Below are 15528 nucleotides of genomic sequence, written 5' to 3'. Positions count from 1 at the left end.
ATTTGAGTGTCAAATCAAGGCAAAAAAAGCATTTACGATATAGTATTAGATTCTACTGAAAAAGAGATAAACATGCTAAAAGATGAAATTGCATTTTTATTAAAAAATCCTGTCACAAAAGAAGATATAGAGAGAATCGAGCAACGTTTAGGAGAGTTGGAAAGCCGAATAATGACTTAATAAAGCAGCTGTTAATCAAAAGTTTGCTTGACTATTTCATACCAACAATTTTCAGGAGCGGTTGCTTTATTACTAAAACCGCATATAATTAGCCGGTCTTTAGCTCTTGTCATTGCAACATAGAGTAGTCTTATATATTCCTGTAAGTCTTTTAATTTTTCAGCTTCTTTCAGATCTTGTAAAAATGCGGGTGTGTCCGCAGCATTAGCAGAGAAGAACATTCGACCTCTTTCATAACTCGCTTCTAAAGGTAATTTGTACGTCAATCCGGTACTCGCATCTGCGCGAACTAAAGTGTACGCTGCGGTGCTGCGTGCCGTGTTTCCTTCAAATTCCTCTTTATTAGCTTCGTTATGCAAGAGGTCTACTTCACCTTTATCATCCCAAATAAATTTATTGCTACTTATCGGCAAAGTAGTAGAATCGCATAATATAACAATAGGAGCTTCAAGTCCTTTAGAGCCGTGGACGGTCATTACTCTTATTTTATCTGAATGTTCCATATCACGTTTGATATAGATATCGTTATTCTCAAACCAAGCAACGAATCCTTGCAGTGAATTATCTATATCATTTGCATAGTTTTTGCTTAACGTTAATAGCTCATTTATCATATCATCACTATCATCATCGTAAATCTCTCGTAAATTTAGATTATTCACCACTAAATCAAAGAAATTCTCAATAGTCGATATTTTATAAATTTCAATTAGAGAAGTTAATTTATTATATATATCCTCATGTGAAGATAGTATATCCCATAAGCTATTATCGTTTTTATTTACAAGAAGTTCGTATAATTGCCGCTCACTTATTCCGATAATCGGTGATTTTAGCAACCCTGCAAGGTTTAAATCATCATCAGGTAATAACACAAATTTAGCTACGGACATTAAATCCATTATCGTTAGATTTTCCTTAAGATTAACTCTATCGCTTGCCTCAACTTTAAGTTTAGCTTTACTAAGTTCTTTTATAAGATTATTGCTAAATTCATCCCTCTTTCTTACTAATATCATGAAATCTTTTTCAGATATTCTGCTTACGGTAGATGGTAAAATTTCTTCATTTTTTATTTGTTCTTGTATAAAATTTACAATTTTTTCTATAAGTAAATCGGCAGCAGATTTAGAATTTTCATAATCTTCAGGCAATGCCCAAAAAAGTTCTTCTTGTTTTTCACTTGTTACTAACGGCCAAACTGTTACAGAACCTTGATGTGTAGGAAATGAGGATATTAATGGATTATCCGAAAGGAATAAACTCGGGTAATTGGATTTTATATTTTTCAAAACATTATGAGTAAATTGTAAAATCTCCACACATGATCTATAAGAACATTCAAGTGTGATATTTTTGAATTTTTTATTAGCATTTGTAAGGTTTGCTTTTAGTTGCTCGTTTACTAAGCTGAAATTATGAAGATCAGCCCCTTGAAAACTGAAGATAGATTGTTTATCATCACCAACGATAAAGGTACTATTGCTTGGCTTATCTGCCGCATTAAATTCCGTTATTAAAATAGTGATAATATTCCACTGCACAGGACTTGTGTCCTGTGCTTCATCAACAAGAATATGGTTTATCTCGTTTTCAAGCTTATGCAACAACCATTCGTGCGTAGTTTTATTATTCAGTAATTTCTCGGTGTAGTAAATTAGATCATCATAATCGAGTAAATTATTTTCTTCTTTATATGAATCGTATTTTTTTAAAATAATATAAGCAAGTTTAGTAAGTAAATTCGTATGATATTCTAGCTCCTCTATGCGACGCAGTTCATCCAAGCGATAAATTTCAGAAGTGATTTTTTCTAGTTCTAGCAATAATTTAGGATATTTTCTTATTAATTCTTTCGATAAAAAGCTTTTACGCTTTTTCCCGTCTTTAGTAAAAAAAACTTCTTTCGGCTCTATTTCCAAATCATATTCTGCAAATAAGTTTTTTACCTTATCATATATATTATTTAATTCCCCTAAGGCGAATCTTTTATTATTTATTTCTTCCGGAATAGTTTTATGTGTAAATAATTTTTTGAATTTAATTTTCTGCTCGATTATTTCAGTAAAAATATCTTGCAGAGTTATTTCATGAAAGCGGTTAAGCAAAATTTTAATTAAGTCATTATGCTCATCGCTTAAGTAAATTTCATTTCTGATGTTTAGGAAGATATCTTGTAATTTAGTTTCTTCAAGAATCTTAAATTCCGGTGTGATACCTGCTTCTAAAGGAAAAGTGTTAAGGATTTTTTGACAAAACGCGTGAATTGTATAAATATTTAAAGGCTCATTGCTATTTAGTATTTTATCGTATAAAGTTTTTGCGTTTTCTATTTCTTGCGGTAGCGGCTTATTGCCGCTCATTAAGAAGAGTTCATTTTCTAATTTTTCTGCATCACAAAGAGAAAGATGTTTAAGTTTACTATTAATTCTTGCTTGCATCTCTATAGAAGCAGCATTAGTAAAAGTAAGGCATAAAATATTTGAAGGTTCTACGCCTGTTATTAACAAACGTAAAAATCGATCGGTTAGGATTTTGGTTTTACCTGTACCGGCAGATGCCGATACCCAAACGGAATAATTAGGATCGGATGCTTGCTGTTGTAGATTGCTCATTTATGTATCGATTACTGTCACCCCGTGGCTTGAACCACGGGGTCCAGTCTTTTTAGTTATTTTTCTGGATCCCGCGATCAAGTCGCGGGATGATCTCCACAGCCATATAACGACGCCGATAAATCACATATATTACGATTAAGGAAATAGCAAGACCAAACCAAGTTAGGGCATATTCTAAATGGTCATTTCTGATTGCTGCTAAATGATTTATTGAAAGAGGTAATAAAATATCTAGATTGCTAATATCTTTTCCTTCCGCAATAATATAAAAATCCTCTAGATTTAATTCTAAGGTTTGGGATGCTTCTTTTAAATCTAAAGTTAGCCACACATTATTTTTTATATCGTTAGCAGGTAAGTAGCTACGAGTTTTTTCAGACGGCATAGTAACACCAATAATCTCATGTTGTTGGTCGTTTGTAGCTTGAGTGATAATATTTTTATTGCGATTACTGAACCAACCTCGTGCTACTAAAATAACTTTATCTTCTATGGTTTTAAAAGGAGTAACTAAATAATAGCCGTCTTTTTCACTCGACATTGACCTTCTACCGTATAAATATATGTCTTTATTAGGCAAAAATTGACCGGTAATTTTTACTTTGTGATAAGGTAAATTGTCTTGAATTTCTGCTAAATTAATTGCTGGTGAGGTAAGATTAGCTTGCATTGAGGCTAAAAATAATTTCTTTTCTTTTAAACGACTAAGCTGCCAAAAGCCTAAAGAGATGAGTATTATAAAAGTTATAAGTACAAGGAAGTTTGTTTTCATAGGTAAGTTTAAGGAAGGTTGATAATCGTCATTGCGAGGAAAAACTGTAAGTTTTGACGAAGCAATCCAGTAAAAAATTCTGATTTACAGAATTTTTTTAATTATTTTCTGGATTGCCGCGTCGCCTACGGCTCCTCGCAATGACGTTTTACTAAGCAGTTTTTAAAATACTACTAAGAAACTCTTTATGTTTTTGCAGCTCTTCTTTTGTAGGTTTAATAACAATAGTAGCTTGCTCTGTTTTGTTATTTACTTGATTAGTTGCTAAATTACTTATTCCGGCAGATTTATCAACCATTTTAAAAGCGGATTGTCTACCACCCGTTAGTTCCACATATACTTCTGCAAGTAATGCCGCATCTTTCAAAGCCCCGTGAAGCTGCCTACCTGAATTATCAACTTTAAATCTTTTACATAATGCGTCAAGATTATATTTTGAGCCTGGAAACATACTTCTAGCCATAACTAGAGTGTCTATAGCATTGGACAGTTCTAAAAGTTTGATTTCCGCTCTCTTTAATAATGATAATTCATGATTTAAAAACTTAATGTCGAAAGGAGCATTATGAATAATAAGTTTGCTATCTGAGATAAATTCTAAAAAATCATCGGCTATTGTATGAAATAGAGGCTTGTCTTTTAAAAATTCGCCGGATATGCCATGAATTCTATAAGCCTCAAACGGCATGTCTCGCTCAGGATTAATATAAAAATGAAAATTCCTGCCTGTTAATACCTTATTCACCATCTCAATTGCACCGATTTCGACGATTCGGTGACCTTGTCGTGGGTCAAGTCCCGTAGTTTCGGTATCTAAAATTATTTCTCTTAAACTCGACATTCCCAATCCTTTATTAGTCTTTTAAAATCGTCATTGCGAGCGGGTGTTATTGCGTGGATACCAAAACCGTCATTGCGAGGAGCGAAGCGACGCGGCAATCCAGAAAAAGATTAAAAAAATTCTATAAATCAGAATTTTTAACTGGATTGCTTCGTCGAATTACTACGTAATTCTTCTCGCAATGACGACTGGGGGTCTACGCAACAATGCCTACGCGGGAATGACATAAGTGCCATGCAACAAGACAACATTTCCTCGCTAATAGCGAGAATTACCTTGCTTTCAAATCCTTTATTAGCTTCTCTATTTGTTTTTCCAAGTCTAACATATCAACGCCGCTATTTATAGCAAAATCTGCTTTTGCTATTTTGCTCTCTTGTGATAGTTGAATTTCTTTGATTTTATTATAAATCTCTATATCAAATGAAGTTCTCGTTATTGCTCTTTGCATTCTTATTTCTTCAGAGCAGTATATTGTTACGACAAAATCAAAATATTTATCAAATTTAGCTTCATAAAGCAACGGTATTTCGGCAAAGCCAAATTTGGCATTAGCATTTTCTTTTTTAAATAAAATGAGTTTATCTATTAGTAATGGGTAAATAAAATTTTGTAGTTTTTCTCTAGCTAGGTCGTTATTGTAGATTAAATTACTAATTTTTCCGATATTGAAAGACTCAAGTTCAGGGAGTGATTTCAAGATTTGAGTTTGTACGCTCAAATCTTGATATAATTCTTTTATGCATCGATCGGCACAAAAAGTTTTATATCCTTTTTCTGCTAAATAATCCAAAATAAAAGTTTTCCCCGATGCATAGCTACCGGTAATACCTATTGCTAACATTTTGTTATAAAAATTTTATGTTCATTAGCGAGTTTTATAGTTAATTCTTCTTCGACTATAATTACGTTATTTTTCTGAATCGCTACTCCTTTGTAATTATATTTAGCAAGATTCTTTATAGTATCAGGACCAATTGTTGGCATATCTAGTCTATTATCTTGACCTAATTTCGGTATTTTTACTAGCACTCCTCCATAAGGATTTTTACGTAAATTTGCACATCTCGCTATTAAATTATCCGTCCCTTCAGCAGCCTCTATACCAAGTATGTAACCATTTTCAACTATAACCGATTGTGCAATATCGAATGAACTTAAATGATTCAACAATTTTACTCCAAGCTCAATATCATTTTTATCTGAATTCGTAAGGGTGGTATCAGTTATAATATTGGAGTTACCTTGTTGATTTTTATATATTTCGTTACTTGAAATTACTTTAAAACCATAGCTTTCAAAAAAATCCGCTACTATTTTTAGCAAATTATCATCTCCTCGAATTTTTTGCCCAACTATTTTGAAAAGCAATAAACCGCCTGTTTTATCTACGGATAAATTTTTAAAATTCGGTCTATTAACTCCGCCTATAAAAATAATATTTTGTACCTCATTATCCTTAAAATATTTTATAGCTTCACCAATCATACCGATTTTTAAAATCTTATATTCAAAATCTTTAATTTGATCTATATCAGCTTCGTCTTTAATTGCTGCTATATAACAATTGCCGCCTTGCTTTCTATAGTTACTTGCTATTAAGTAAGGTAATGAACCTCTGCCTGCGATAATTCCAAGATTTGGTAGCATAAAATATTTTTCAAAAAGTAATATTTATTATGAAGTATACAAATAATATAAGTCCATTTTTAATATAAATCTAGAATTCTTATTTGACCTTTACATTTTAATCAAATTAAGGCATAATATTTGGTGCTAATATAGCTATAGTAATAAACGTAATTTAGAATAGAGGTTGCGGACTCGGGGGCAGTACCCGACGCCTCCACCAAAACTTTCTAAATAACTTGCTTCTAAAGGTAATTTATACGTCGATTCTTACCCCTCATCCTCACGTTACTTGCTTGTACGCTGCGGTTCGAGGTGAAGTGTCTCCTTCAAATTCCTCTTTATTAGCTTCGTTATTTAAAGAAGTTTAAATATGTATTACTCTAAATAAGTAAGCAATACGAAGATCAACTTCAAAAAGAGCAAGGAGTTCACAAGGCGAGGAGCGGAGCGTATACTTAATACGTGAGCACCGCAGCTCTTGTAGAACGACGGAGCCAATTTTTGAAGTTCATCGAGTATTTTATGGGGGCGAAATAGGATCGACGTACCTAATAAAAAGATTGCTTTTACTCGGGATGATTCCGCCGACGGCTTTTGCCGTATGGGTCAAAACAAAGAAACGCAAACGATAATAATCGTTATGTAGGTGCAGCTTTAGCAGCTTAACCCTACGCGGCTGGGGGTTTGCCGGGCAACAGAAAAACCCCACGCGTATACTCGTTTAATTTGAAAAATTGGCATTGCCTAAAAACGGCTGATATCGTCATTAAAACTTACAGTTTTTGCTCGCAATGACGTGAACTGCTCAAATTAAACTTTGTCGACCTATTTTTATTTATTTTTCTTGTATGAATATTGAATATAAAAAATTTGTGAATGAATATATGCTAGAATTTGTGAAAAAAATTCTAGCAAAAATTCAGCATGAAAATTTATATTGGGATCAGTTAATATATATATCGTACAGAACCGATAACCCTGCGGTAATTTTACCTTCAAAAGTTAAACAGGCATATCCAAAACAGATAACAATAGTACTTCAATATCAGTTTGAAAATTTAATAGTAAATGATACCGGTTTTTCCTTAACGGTAAGTTTTGACGGTGTTAAAGAAATAATTTACGTACCTTTTGATGCACTTATTAGCTTTGTTGATTCCAATAATAATTACAGCCTAACTTTTAATCAGTCGTTAAATATACAAGAAAATCACCAACATGAAGAGGAAATAAGTAATAATAAAAGTTATAAAACTTCATTATCTCCAAATCCAAATGTTATAATGTTAGATAAGTTTCGTAACTCTTCTAAACCTAGTTAATGCCCATATATGGATTCAAAAGTAGTTATATATACTGATGGTGCATGTGCAGGTAATCCCGGTCCTGGAGGATGGGGAGCTTTACTTCAATTTAATGATACTAGCAAAGAAATATTTGGGTATGAGTTGGATACGACTAATAATCGTATGGAAATTACGGCAGCCCTTGAAGCATTAAGGATTTTAAAAAAATCTTGTAATATTGAGATTTATACCGATAGTAAATATTTGCAACAGGGAATTACCGCTTGGATTCATAATTGGATAAAAAATAATTGGTGTAAAAGCAACAATGAACCCGTTAAAAATGCCGATTTATGGCAAAAATTATACGCAGAATTGAGTAAACATACTATTATTTGGAAATGGGTAAAAGGTCATGCAAATAATAGCGGTAATATTGCTGCCGATAAACTTGCAGTGCAAGGAAGAGAAACTGCTATAGAAATTTTAAAATGTCGTGGATAGATAAGTTTTTTATTACTTTTTTTCACAAAAAAGTAGGAGAAGATGAATTTTTGAATCAATATTATGAAAGCCGTAATATTGATTATTTAGGGCGTCCAAGGAGGTTTGTTATTTATAAGAATGTAAATGAACCTACAAAAATTCCGCCGAGTTGGCACGCTTGGTTACATCATTTAGTAAATGAGATACCGAAAAATATTCAGCTTTTTCCCTGGCAAAAGAACGATAGAATAGCTAAGCCTAAAGTATCAAATCTTAAATATAGTAGATGGCAACCGTAATTAATTAATAAAATATAAAAAACAATGAAACAGAACATTATTGAAACAATTATCGGCTTTATAGTATTAATTATTGCTTTGCTATTTTTGATTTTTGCCTACAAAACAGGTAGTTCTATAACTAGCTCAAAAGGTTATCAGGTAACTGCTAATTTTCAGAGTGCAGAGGGTATAGCAGTCGGAAGCGACGTAATGATCTCAGGTATAAAAATAGGTAGTGTAAAGAAAATTACTTTAGATCCGAATAGCTTTTATGCAAGTGTATATCTAAATATTAATGATGATGTTAAAATACCTAAAGATTCTAAAGCCCAAGTAGTCACCAGCGGGTTACTTGGAGGTAAATATATTTCAATTGTGCCTGGTAATGATGATGAAAATTTAGCGGCTAATGAAGAGATAAGATATACTCAATCAGCAATTAATATTGAATCATTAATTAATAAAATTGTTTCTTCATTTGGTAGTAAATAGTATAGTACCGGACATTCTTTAAAAAGATCTCGATGTCATCCTAGCTAAAAGTAGGGTTTTGTTGCATGGATCGAAAAACCTACTCGCTGTCATTCCCGCGAAAGCGGGAATCCATCATAAAGCGAGATAAATCGAGCTTTTAATTTAAAAAATTTGCTGTATTTATACTTTTTTTTGGATTCCCGCTTTCGCGGGAATGGCATAGAATAAAAAATGTCTGGTATTATGAAAGTAGAAGTAATACGAAATAAAAAATCATTAAATTCAGCCGAATCTAAACTAGATTCGGTTTTTTTATTGTTTAAGCTATTGTAAAGTGTTTACAAGAGGAGTATCTTATAATTGTAAGCAAAGTAATTTGCTTAACAAAATGTAAACTAATAAAGGAGTAAATTATGAAAGAATCAAATTCAAACTCTGCTAAAGAAGATGTCGAAGGTATCAAAAAAGATATTGAAAGCTTAGTTTCAAGATTACGTAATTTAAAAGGTAAATCCGGAGATATTCTAGATGAGCAGTTAGGTAATTTATCATCCGTTATGGAACAACATTATAAAGATAAAGGAATAGATAAAGGTAAGGCTAATGTTAGCGGATTTATGTGAGTCGACACGTGACCACCCTTTGCGGAATCTCGCCTACGCTTTTGGTGCAGGCGTGTTGCTCGCTATTCTTATGAAATAGGTAATTCAATGTTAAAATCTCTTGGCAAACCATTTGTCTATTTTTTTTAATATTCTAGGTTTAGTTTTAATAATTATTGCTAATTATTGTTATTGTTCGGATAGTATGGAATTTTATTTTCTTATGCAAAGCGGAATAATTTCTATTATATCTTCTATGGTTATTGAAGCTGTTAGATGTTATTTAAAATACAAAAATAGATATCGTACTTTAGATTGTTTAAGATCAAAAAGTAGAGAGTTAGTAGAGAGCATAAGTACGCCGTTTACTGACTTAGTCTCAACTAAGACCTTAATAAGATATTTACCTACGATAATTCGCTATGTTCCAAGTACCATACTGACATTTTTAGTATGTACTTATATTAAAAGAAAATTCTTAAAAAATGTTACATATCCACATCATCCACATCCACTTTTAGGTAAGTAGTAATTTATTTCTCGGTTTAGGTATTCTAAACCGAGCTTTAAATAACTCTGTCTTATTCGCTTCGTCAAGCTCACTTTTAAACTTGTTATTTGAGTTCTGATTTTGATTTTGGAAAATCTACATTATCTTAGCCAAGTTTATTGAAAGTGTTTAAGCTTTCTTCGTCGTCTTTGGTCATTATATAAGGTACTTTAACATATATAAGCATTTGATGTGTTTTGTCCGATATTTTATTTTTCTCTAAAAACGCATATAATTTATGAGTATTGTTATATTCATCTTGTATACTAAACGCTTTATTTGCTACAACTGATTTATCAGATTTTGTTATAAAATTATCAATAAAATAGTTTAAAGAATCTCCAAATAATTCGCTTAATTGCTGATCATTTTGAAGTTCTTCATATGATAACGATCTTGCAGTTTTCAACTTAAAATATGATTTAATCATTTTAGTGATTGAAAAAGCATATTTTTAATATATTTAATTATAACTACCAACGATAGTATAGTATTTTTTGCTTTTCAATCTAAAAATGAACCATTACTATATATTACTCATTTTTTTCTTTCAATTAGTTTATTTATCACATATTTATTGTGCTAATAAATAATTAAATTCTTTTTTGCTGCAAATTATAAGATTTTTTTGAAATAGGATTAACTATTCTTTAAAAAATCTTATTCAATCCACGAAGTATATTAAGTTGCACTTCATTTTCTTATTTATCGTGTAAAGTGAAATTTCCTATTGACTTTTATATAAAACAGTATAAGTTTCTTTACAATTTAATTTTTTGTAAAAAATTTATGCTAGGCTATGAAAAAGAACAGAGAAGCTTAACAAGAGAACAAAAAGAAGCCACAGGAATTTTATCTACAGCTACTTTTCTTGAGTATTTTGATTTAATGTTGTATGTCCATTTAGCAGTATTGTTAAATGAATTGTTCTTTCCTAAATATGATTCTAGTGCAGCTTCTCTTCTCTCTGCCTTTACCCTTTTGTTCTACCTTTATATTTAGACCACTAGGAGCATATGTTTTCGGTCGAATAGGTGATAAATTAGGACGAAAATCTACTGTTATTATGACAACTACCTTAATGGCTTTATCCTGTATAATTATGGCGAATGCTCCTACTTATGAACAAGTGTAGGTTATTTTGCTGCTGTATTAATCACAATTTGCCGAGCAATTCAAGGTATGGCTTCTGTAGGTGAAATAGTAGGAGCAGAACTTTATTTAACTGAAATTACAAAACCACCTATACAATATCCTGTAGTTTCTTTTATCGCCGTAGCATCAGTAATTGGGACAACTGCGGCTTTAGCTATAGCATCTTTGGTTACTACTCAAGGATTTAATTGGCGTCTTGCCTTTTGGATAGGTGCAATTATTGCAGTTGTGGGAGGTTACGCTAGAACTCATCTTAGAGAAACACCTGATTTTGTAGATGCAAGTGCTAGACTTTTACGAAAATATGAAAAAGCAAATATCGACAAAAAAGAATTAAAAAACGATGAGATTTTTAACCAAAAACCTAATAAGAAAACAACTATATATTTTTTCATAATGAGCTGTGCTTGGCCCATATGTTTCTACTATACTTATATTACTTGTGGTGAAGTTTTAAAGAATTCATTTGGATATAGTGCAGCTCAGGTTATTCATCATAATTTTATTATTTCAATGTTCCACCTAGCTAGTATGTCTTTAATATGTTTTCTAAGTTATAAAATATATCCTTTAAAAATTCTTAGAGTAAAATTAGCGTTGCTTTTTATATTTATTCTATTTTCACCATACCTTTTAAAAAGTACAACTACACCTTTCCAACTTCTTTTAATTCAAATAGGTTTGATAATATGTTCATTTGATACTGTTCCTGCTGTTTCAATCTTTTTTAGGCATTTTCCGGTTTTTAAACGCTTTACTTATAGTAGTATGATATATGCTGTTTCTAGAGCCTTAATGTATATAATTACTTCGTTTGGAATTATATATTTAACAAAATATTTGGGTCAATATGGTTTGTTTGTTGTGATGGTTCCATTACTTATAATTTGTATGTTTGGTCTAAATCATTTTCAAAAGTTGGAAAAAGAAGCAGGTTATTCATGGTGAATAATGATATTTGTTTTTGTTGAGAAAATTTGTCTTTGTATAAAAACCTATAGCAAATTTCATTAAACTTTTCTTCAATTTCATAACACTCTAAATGTATAGCAACAACTAGAAATTTCTTAAATGTTTCCAAAATGATCTTCTTTGCTTTTTCAGGTGATTTAGCTGCTAATGTTTGTACATTATGAATACGATCAAATAATTTTATAAGTGCGGTATCATATCTTTTTTGTTTGATTAACAGGTTTAAGCTTTCCTCGGCACTGATTTTTCCATAAGGTTTGATTCTAGTTAAACCTTCTACATGTTTTGCTATTTCTTTACCAAAAATTTTGATGATCATCTTTTCAGTAAGCTCTGTATCCTCAATAGTATCGTGAAGTAGAGCAGTATTTATCATATTAGAAGTAAAAAGCTTAGGGGCTTCGTCTGCTACAAACTCCGCAAGCATAATCGCTACCTCAATTGGGTGAGAGTAGTAAGGATCGCCCGATTGACGCATTTGCAAGCCGTGATGTTTACGGGCGTAGTAGATACCTTTTTTGACTTCTTCTATATCAACGGGATTTTTTACTTTATCGTTTAAATATTCGAGTTTATCAATCAGCTTTTCAGCGTAAATGCAAATTTCAAACTTTTCTTTCCAAGAGCTTATATCTTCCATAAAAGTTATTTTATTTATATTAATAATAGTTGATTGCAATTAAAGCAAAAGTTAAAAAATTGCAATAACAAATAATTTTTTAACTCTAAATAGATTAATAACTTTTGATTACATTGTATTTAAACAACTTCATTCTGTTTTATTATTTACTTTTGCTTCTTGTTCTTGCTGTAATTTATACTCTGCTGCTTTTTCTTCTATATAGTTAAAAAAGATAACAAAAAGTTAAAAAACTAGTGAAAATAATAGCAAATGTTATTAATATTAACTTAAGCTCTTTCCTTGCATTTTGAGCTTTTAAACGCTTTTCCTCCTCTTCATCTATTATTAACTCAGAGGTTAAAGTTTCTTCTTCTTTATTTTTCATATTTTAACTCTTAAAAATTAGATTATATTATGAATGACAGAGTTTAATTATCATTTAAGAGAAGTAATCTATAGAAGTAATTAAAATAAGTCAATAACTATAATTATTGATTGCAATAATTATAGTTATATAAATTTAATTCACCTATAAATATAATTATTTAGAGTTGAAAAAATTATCATTAACAGAAAAGAATAACATTATGAATAAAAAAACAATAAAAGAAAAATTTAAAGGCATTGCTAACTAAAGAGAGATAATAATAAAAAAACTCAATGTCATCCCGTGATTTATTCACGGGATCCAAAAAAAATACCTAAACATCTAGTATTTTAAGTTGTTTTCCTGGATACCGTGGACAAGCCACGGTATGACATTTCTCTTTAGTTAGCAATGCCAATTTAATAATGTAGTTAAAGCTATTTACAATGCTTATAACGGTGAAATCACAGAAGGACAAGCACGACAAGCAGCGAGGAATTTTATCGCATTTTGCCAAAAGCTTATAGAGGTACAAACTAGATTAGAAAAGGAAAAAAATAATAAAACTTAAGTATTAATTGACTTTTTTGGGAAGTTATATATAGAATTATACTCGAAATAGAAAAATGCTATTTCGGGGTTTCAAAGCCTTTTGCGATTATGGTATATGCATCAGCCATAAAATGGTGCAATCCTCATCACTTATGGTTGGGGATGACGATAGACATGTCCAGAGCTTAAGGGTTACTTTAAGCTTAAAATCTATTGTAAACTGTTAGTCGCGGTTTCTTTGAACTCCCCAACCACCATAAAATATTTTGTGGTGGTTAGAACTTAAAAATCTAAGTTTAACTAAACGGGGCAAATCAAAATGACTTCCACTAAAAAAAATAATCTTTCTAACACCACTTTCAAATTCTGAAGATCGTAAGCGTCGTAGAGAACTCCTTAATTCATATTGTCGGCAAAATAATTTCACTATATTAAAAATCTTAGAGCAAAGCTCATTTGATCATGCTATTTTAAGAGAGCTAGTTGCTCAAATCGTACACGAGCCTAAAGGAACCATTGCTGCTTTTATTGAAGATAAATTATTAAACACTCCAAACAGTATAGTTCTCTTTTCAGTAATTGGGACTTTATATTTACTTGGACTGATTAAAACGGAAATATATAATAAATCTTATACTGAGTTAAAACTTTGTGGTTCAATGCTTGATGATTTTTTAAGTATTGCGACCTTTAATCTTAATTTTTATATTCCAGGATAAATTATAGAGCCGTTAGCAAAATAGCTTTAATTAGCTTTAAAATTATTTTGTTAACAGTCCTATAGTATGCTAAGATATTGCTTTTAAAAATAAGTGATTATTAGTGTCAAAATTTTCTTTTAATATTCATCATCAGAATAAAAAAGCTAGAAGCGGTGTTATAACAACTGCACATGGAGAGATTCGCACTCCTGCTTTTATGCCGGTCGGGACTAGAGGCACTGTTAAGGCAATGCTACCTGAATCAGTAGTTGAAACGGGAGCAGATATACTCCTTGGCAATACTTATCATTTAATGCTTCAGCCAAGTGCCGAGTGTATAGCACACCTTGGCGGTTTGCATAAATTCATGAATTGGGATAAGCCGATATTAACCGATTCCGGCGGTTTTCAGGTAATGTCGTTATCGAAGTTACGCAAAATAACTGCAGAGGGAGTAAGTTTCAGCTCTCATATTAACGGTGATAAATATATGTTAACGCCTGAGCGTTCTACCGAAATACAACATTTACTCGGTAGTACTATCACTATGGCTTTTGATGAATGTACGCCTTACCCTGCAACCTTTGAAGAAGCTAAAACTTCTATGCAGCTTACGACTAGATGGGCGAATAGATCGCGCAATGCTTTTGTTAAACGAGATGGATATGCACAATTCGGTATTATTCAAGGTAGTGTTTACGAAGAATTACGTGAGGAGTCAGCTAAAGATTTAGTAGGACTCGATTTTGAGGGTTATGCTATAGGCGGGCTTGCAGTAGGCGAAGGGCAGGAGCTTATGTTTAAAGTACTTGATTATGCTCCCGATTTTCTACCGCAAAATAAGCCGCGCTATTTAATGGGAGTCGGTAAGCCTGCTGATATTATCGGTGCTGTACGCCGAGGTATAGATATGTTTGACTGTGTAATCCCAACACGTTCAGGTCGTAACGGTCAGGCTTTTACCAAATACGGCACGGTAAATATCCGCAATAGCAAATATGCCGATAATAACGAGCCGCTTGAACATGATTGCCTATGCCCTGCTTGTAAAAACTATAGTAAAGCTTATCTGCATCATTTAGTTAGAATCGGTGAAATACTTGGAGCAATGTTAATGACGTGGCATAATCTAACATATTTTCAAAACCTCATGAGCCGCATTAGAGAATATATTAAACTAGGTAAAGATTTTGATTTTGATTCTTAAGAGGGTTTGTTTTATCATATGACCTAGAAAAACCTGTTCGATGTCATTCCCGCGTGGCATTGTTGCGTAGATCGGTAAAATCCACTGTGTCACCTAGTTCGTTTGACCACGGGGTCCATAAAAACAATAAAAAATACTAATAATTTTAGTATTTTTAACTGGATCCCGTGGTCAAGCCACGGGATGACAGAGGCGAAATTGATCCACGCAACAACGCCACGTGGGAATGA

The 15528-nt window shown here is 31.9% G+C and carries 13 protein-coding genes, 1 other RNA gene and 5 pseudogenes; 11 read left to right on the top strand and 8 right to left on the bottom strand.

Annotation, left to right across the window (positions count from 1 at the left end; all coding sequences use genetic code 11):
• Window positions 1–6 precede the first annotated feature (6 nt).
• On the top strand, window positions 7–180 hold the full coding sequence (locus BN1174_RS10685; RefSeq protein ID WP_162180257.1) for a DUF5320 domain-containing protein: 174 nt from the start codon (window positions 7–9) through the stop codon (window positions 178–180).
• Window positions 181–191: 11 nt separating this feature from the next.
• Here BN1174_RS10685 and BN1174_RS02680 read toward each other — a convergent pair whose 3' ends face one another.
• The 5 genes from BN1174_RS02680 to BN1174_RS02660 form a co-directional block, all read right to left on the bottom strand.
• Complete coding sequence (locus BN1174_RS02680) at window positions 192–2795, bottom strand: UvrD-helicase domain-containing protein (RefSeq protein WP_040256288.1); 2604 nt, start codon at window positions 2793–2795, stop codon at window positions 192–194.
• Between the two features lie 52 nt (window positions 2796–2847).
• Entirely contained in the window at window positions 2848–3570 is a 723-nt protein-coding gene (locus tag BN1174_RS02675; RefSeq protein ID WP_040256286.1) for an SURF1 family protein, read from the bottom strand.
• A gap of 151 nt (window positions 3571–3721) precedes the next feature.
• Complete coding sequence (gene dnaQ, locus BN1174_RS02670) at window positions 3722–4411, bottom strand: DNA polymerase III subunit epsilon (RefSeq protein ID WP_040256284.1); 690 nt, start codon at window positions 4409–4411, stop codon at window positions 3722–3724.
• A 271-nt stretch (window positions 4412–4682) separates the two neighbouring features.
• Window positions 4683–5255 (bottom strand): dephospho-CoA kinase, encoded by a 573-nt coding sequence (coaE, locus tag BN1174_RS02665; protein WP_040256282.1) that lies wholly within the window; start codon window positions 5253–5255, stop codon window positions 4683–4685.
• Window positions 5249–6061, bottom strand: coding sequence for an LpxI family protein (locus BN1174_RS02660; RefSeq protein ID WP_040256280.1), 813 nt, complete (start codon window positions 6059–6061; stop codon window positions 5249–5251). Before BN1174_RS02660 ends, coaE begins: the two co-directional genes overlap by 7 nt.
• Window positions 6062–6146: 85 nt before the next feature.
• Between BN1174_RS02660 and ssrA the strand changes: the two genes are divergently transcribed.
• The 7 genes and pseudogenes from ssrA (at window position 6147) to BN1174_RS02630 (ending at window position 9701) form a co-directional block, all read left to right on the top strand.
• Window positions 6147–6753: a transfer-messenger RNA gene (gene ssrA, locus BN1174_RS08515) on the top strand.
• A 138-nt stretch (window positions 6754–6891) separates the two neighbouring features.
• Window positions 6892–7365, top strand: coding sequence for an SspB family protein (locus BN1174_RS02655; protein WP_040256278.1), 474 nt, complete (start codon window positions 6892–6894; stop codon window positions 7363–7365).
• A gap of 9 nt (window positions 7366–7374) precedes the next feature.
• The gene (rnhA, locus tag BN1174_RS02650) at window positions 7375–7833 is read left to right on the top strand and encodes a ribonuclease HI (protein ID WP_040256276.1); all 459 of its coding nucleotides are present in this window, start codon (window positions 7375–7377) and stop codon (window positions 7831–7833) included.
• Window positions 7821–8114 carry an NADH-ubiquinone oxidoreductase subunit NDUFA12 family protein gene (locus BN1174_RS02645; protein ID WP_040256274.1) on the top strand — a complete coding sequence of 98 codons (294 nt, stop codon included), beginning with the start codon at window positions 7821–7823 and terminating at the stop codon, window positions 8112–8114. The genes rnhA and BN1174_RS02645 overlap by 13 nt, the downstream gene beginning before the upstream one ends.
• A 24-nt stretch (window positions 8115–8138) precedes the next feature.
• Complete coding sequence (gene mlaD / locus BN1174_RS02640; RefSeq protein WP_040256272.1) at window positions 8139–8588, top strand: outer membrane lipid asymmetry maintenance protein MlaD; 450 nt, start codon at window positions 8139–8141, stop codon at window positions 8586–8588.
• A 395-nt stretch (window positions 8589–8983) separates the two neighbouring features.
• Window positions 8984–9272, top strand: a pseudogene (locus BN1174_RS02635) (hypothetical protein).
• Between the two features lie 21 nt (window positions 9273–9293).
• Window positions 9294–9701, top strand: a complete 408-nt coding sequence (locus BN1174_RS02630; RefSeq protein WP_052454724.1) for a hypothetical protein — start codon at window positions 9294–9296, stop codon at window positions 9699–9701.
• A gap of 117 nt (window positions 9702–9818) precedes the next feature.
• On the opposite strand, the pseudogene BN1174_RS02625 reads toward BN1174_RS02630, so the two are convergent.
• A pseudogene (locus BN1174_RS02625) lies at window positions 9819–10167 on the bottom strand (hypothetical protein); the annotation flags it as partial.
• 344 nt (window positions 10168–10511) lie between these two features.
• Between BN1174_RS02625 and BN1174_RS02620 the strand changes: the two are divergent.
• A pseudogene (locus BN1174_RS02620) lies at window positions 10512–11825 on the top strand (MFS transporter).
• Here the strand turns inward: BN1174_RS02620 and BN1174_RS02615 are convergent.
• Together BN1174_RS02615 and BN1174_RS02610 are read right to left on the bottom strand one after the other, a co-directional pair.
• Window positions 11758–12489 (bottom strand): HD domain-containing protein, encoded by a 732-nt coding sequence (locus tag BN1174_RS02615; RefSeq protein WP_052454767.1) that lies wholly within the window; start codon window positions 12487–12489, stop codon window positions 11758–11760. The pseudogene BN1174_RS02620 and the gene BN1174_RS02615 overlap by 68 nt on opposite strands.
• A gap of 129 nt (window positions 12490–12618) precedes the next feature.
• Window positions 12619–12856, bottom strand: a pseudogene (locus BN1174_RS02610) (RP671a family tick cell line-upregulated protein).
• A 1356-nt stretch (window positions 12857–14212) separates the two neighbouring features.
• Here BN1174_RS02610 and tgt point away from each other — a divergent pair.
• The gene (tgt, locus tag BN1174_RS02605; RefSeq protein ID WP_040256270.1) at window positions 14213–15298 is read left to right on the top strand and encodes a tRNA guanosine(34) transglycosylase Tgt; all 1086 of its coding nucleotides are present in this window, start codon (window positions 14213–14215) and stop codon (window positions 15296–15298) included.
• Between the two features lie 56 nt (window positions 15299–15354).
• Window positions 15355–15520 (top strand): annotated as a pseudogene (locus BN1174_RS12995) (tRNA lysidine(34) synthetase TilS); the annotation flags it as partial.
• Between the last annotated feature and the right edge of the window lie 8 nt (window positions 15521–15528).

Source organism: Rickettsia hoogstraalii, from assembly GCF_000825685.1.
In the GTDB taxonomy this organism is placed as follows: domain Bacteria; phylum Pseudomonadota; class Alphaproteobacteria; order Rickettsiales; family Rickettsiaceae; genus Rickettsia; species Rickettsia hoogstraalii.
Note: the sequence above shows the minus strand (reverse complement) of the source record. Positions and strands in the feature narration are given on the sequence as shown.

What these genes read in the sequence shown, in the direction of transcription:
- BN1174_RS02680 (WP_040256288.1), bottom strand. Translation starts at nt 2,795, where the DNA reads ATGAGCAATCTACAACAGCAAGCATCCGATCCTAATTATTCCGTTTGG.
- BN1174_RS02675 (WP_040256286.1), bottom strand. Translation starts at nt 3,570, where the DNA reads ATGAAAACAAACTTCCTTGTACTTATAACTTTTATAATACTCATCTCT.
- dnaQ (WP_040256284.1), bottom strand. Translation starts at nt 4,411, where the DNA reads ATGTCGAGTTTAAGAGAAATAATTTTAGATACCGAAACTACGGGACTT.
- coaE (WP_040256282.1), bottom strand. Translation starts at nt 5,255, where the DNA reads ATGTTAGCAATAGGTATTACCGGTAGCTATGCATCGGGGAAAACTTTT.
- BN1174_RS02660 (WP_040256280.1), bottom strand. Translation starts at nt 6,061, where the DNA reads ATGCTACCAAATCTTGGAATTATCGCAGGCAGAGGTTCATTACCTTAC.
- BN1174_RS02655 (WP_040256278.1), top strand. Translation starts at nt 6,892, where the DNA reads ATGAATATTGAATATAAAAAATTTGTGAATGAATATATGCTAGAATTT.
- rnhA (WP_040256276.1), top strand. Translation starts at nt 7,375, where the DNA reads ATGGATTCAAAAGTAGTTATATATACTGATGGTGCATGTGCAGGTAAT.
- BN1174_RS02645 (WP_040256274.1), top strand. Translation starts at nt 7,821, where the DNA reads ATGTCGTGGATAGATAAGTTTTTTATTACTTTTTTTCACAAAAAAGTA.
- mlaD (WP_040256272.1), top strand. Translation starts at nt 8,139, where the DNA reads ATGAAACAGAACATTATTGAAACAATTATCGGCTTTATAGTATTAATT.
- BN1174_RS02615 (WP_052454767.1), bottom strand. Translation starts at nt 12,489, where the DNA reads ATGGAAGATATAAGCTCTTGGAAAGAAAAGTTTGAAATTTGCATTTAC.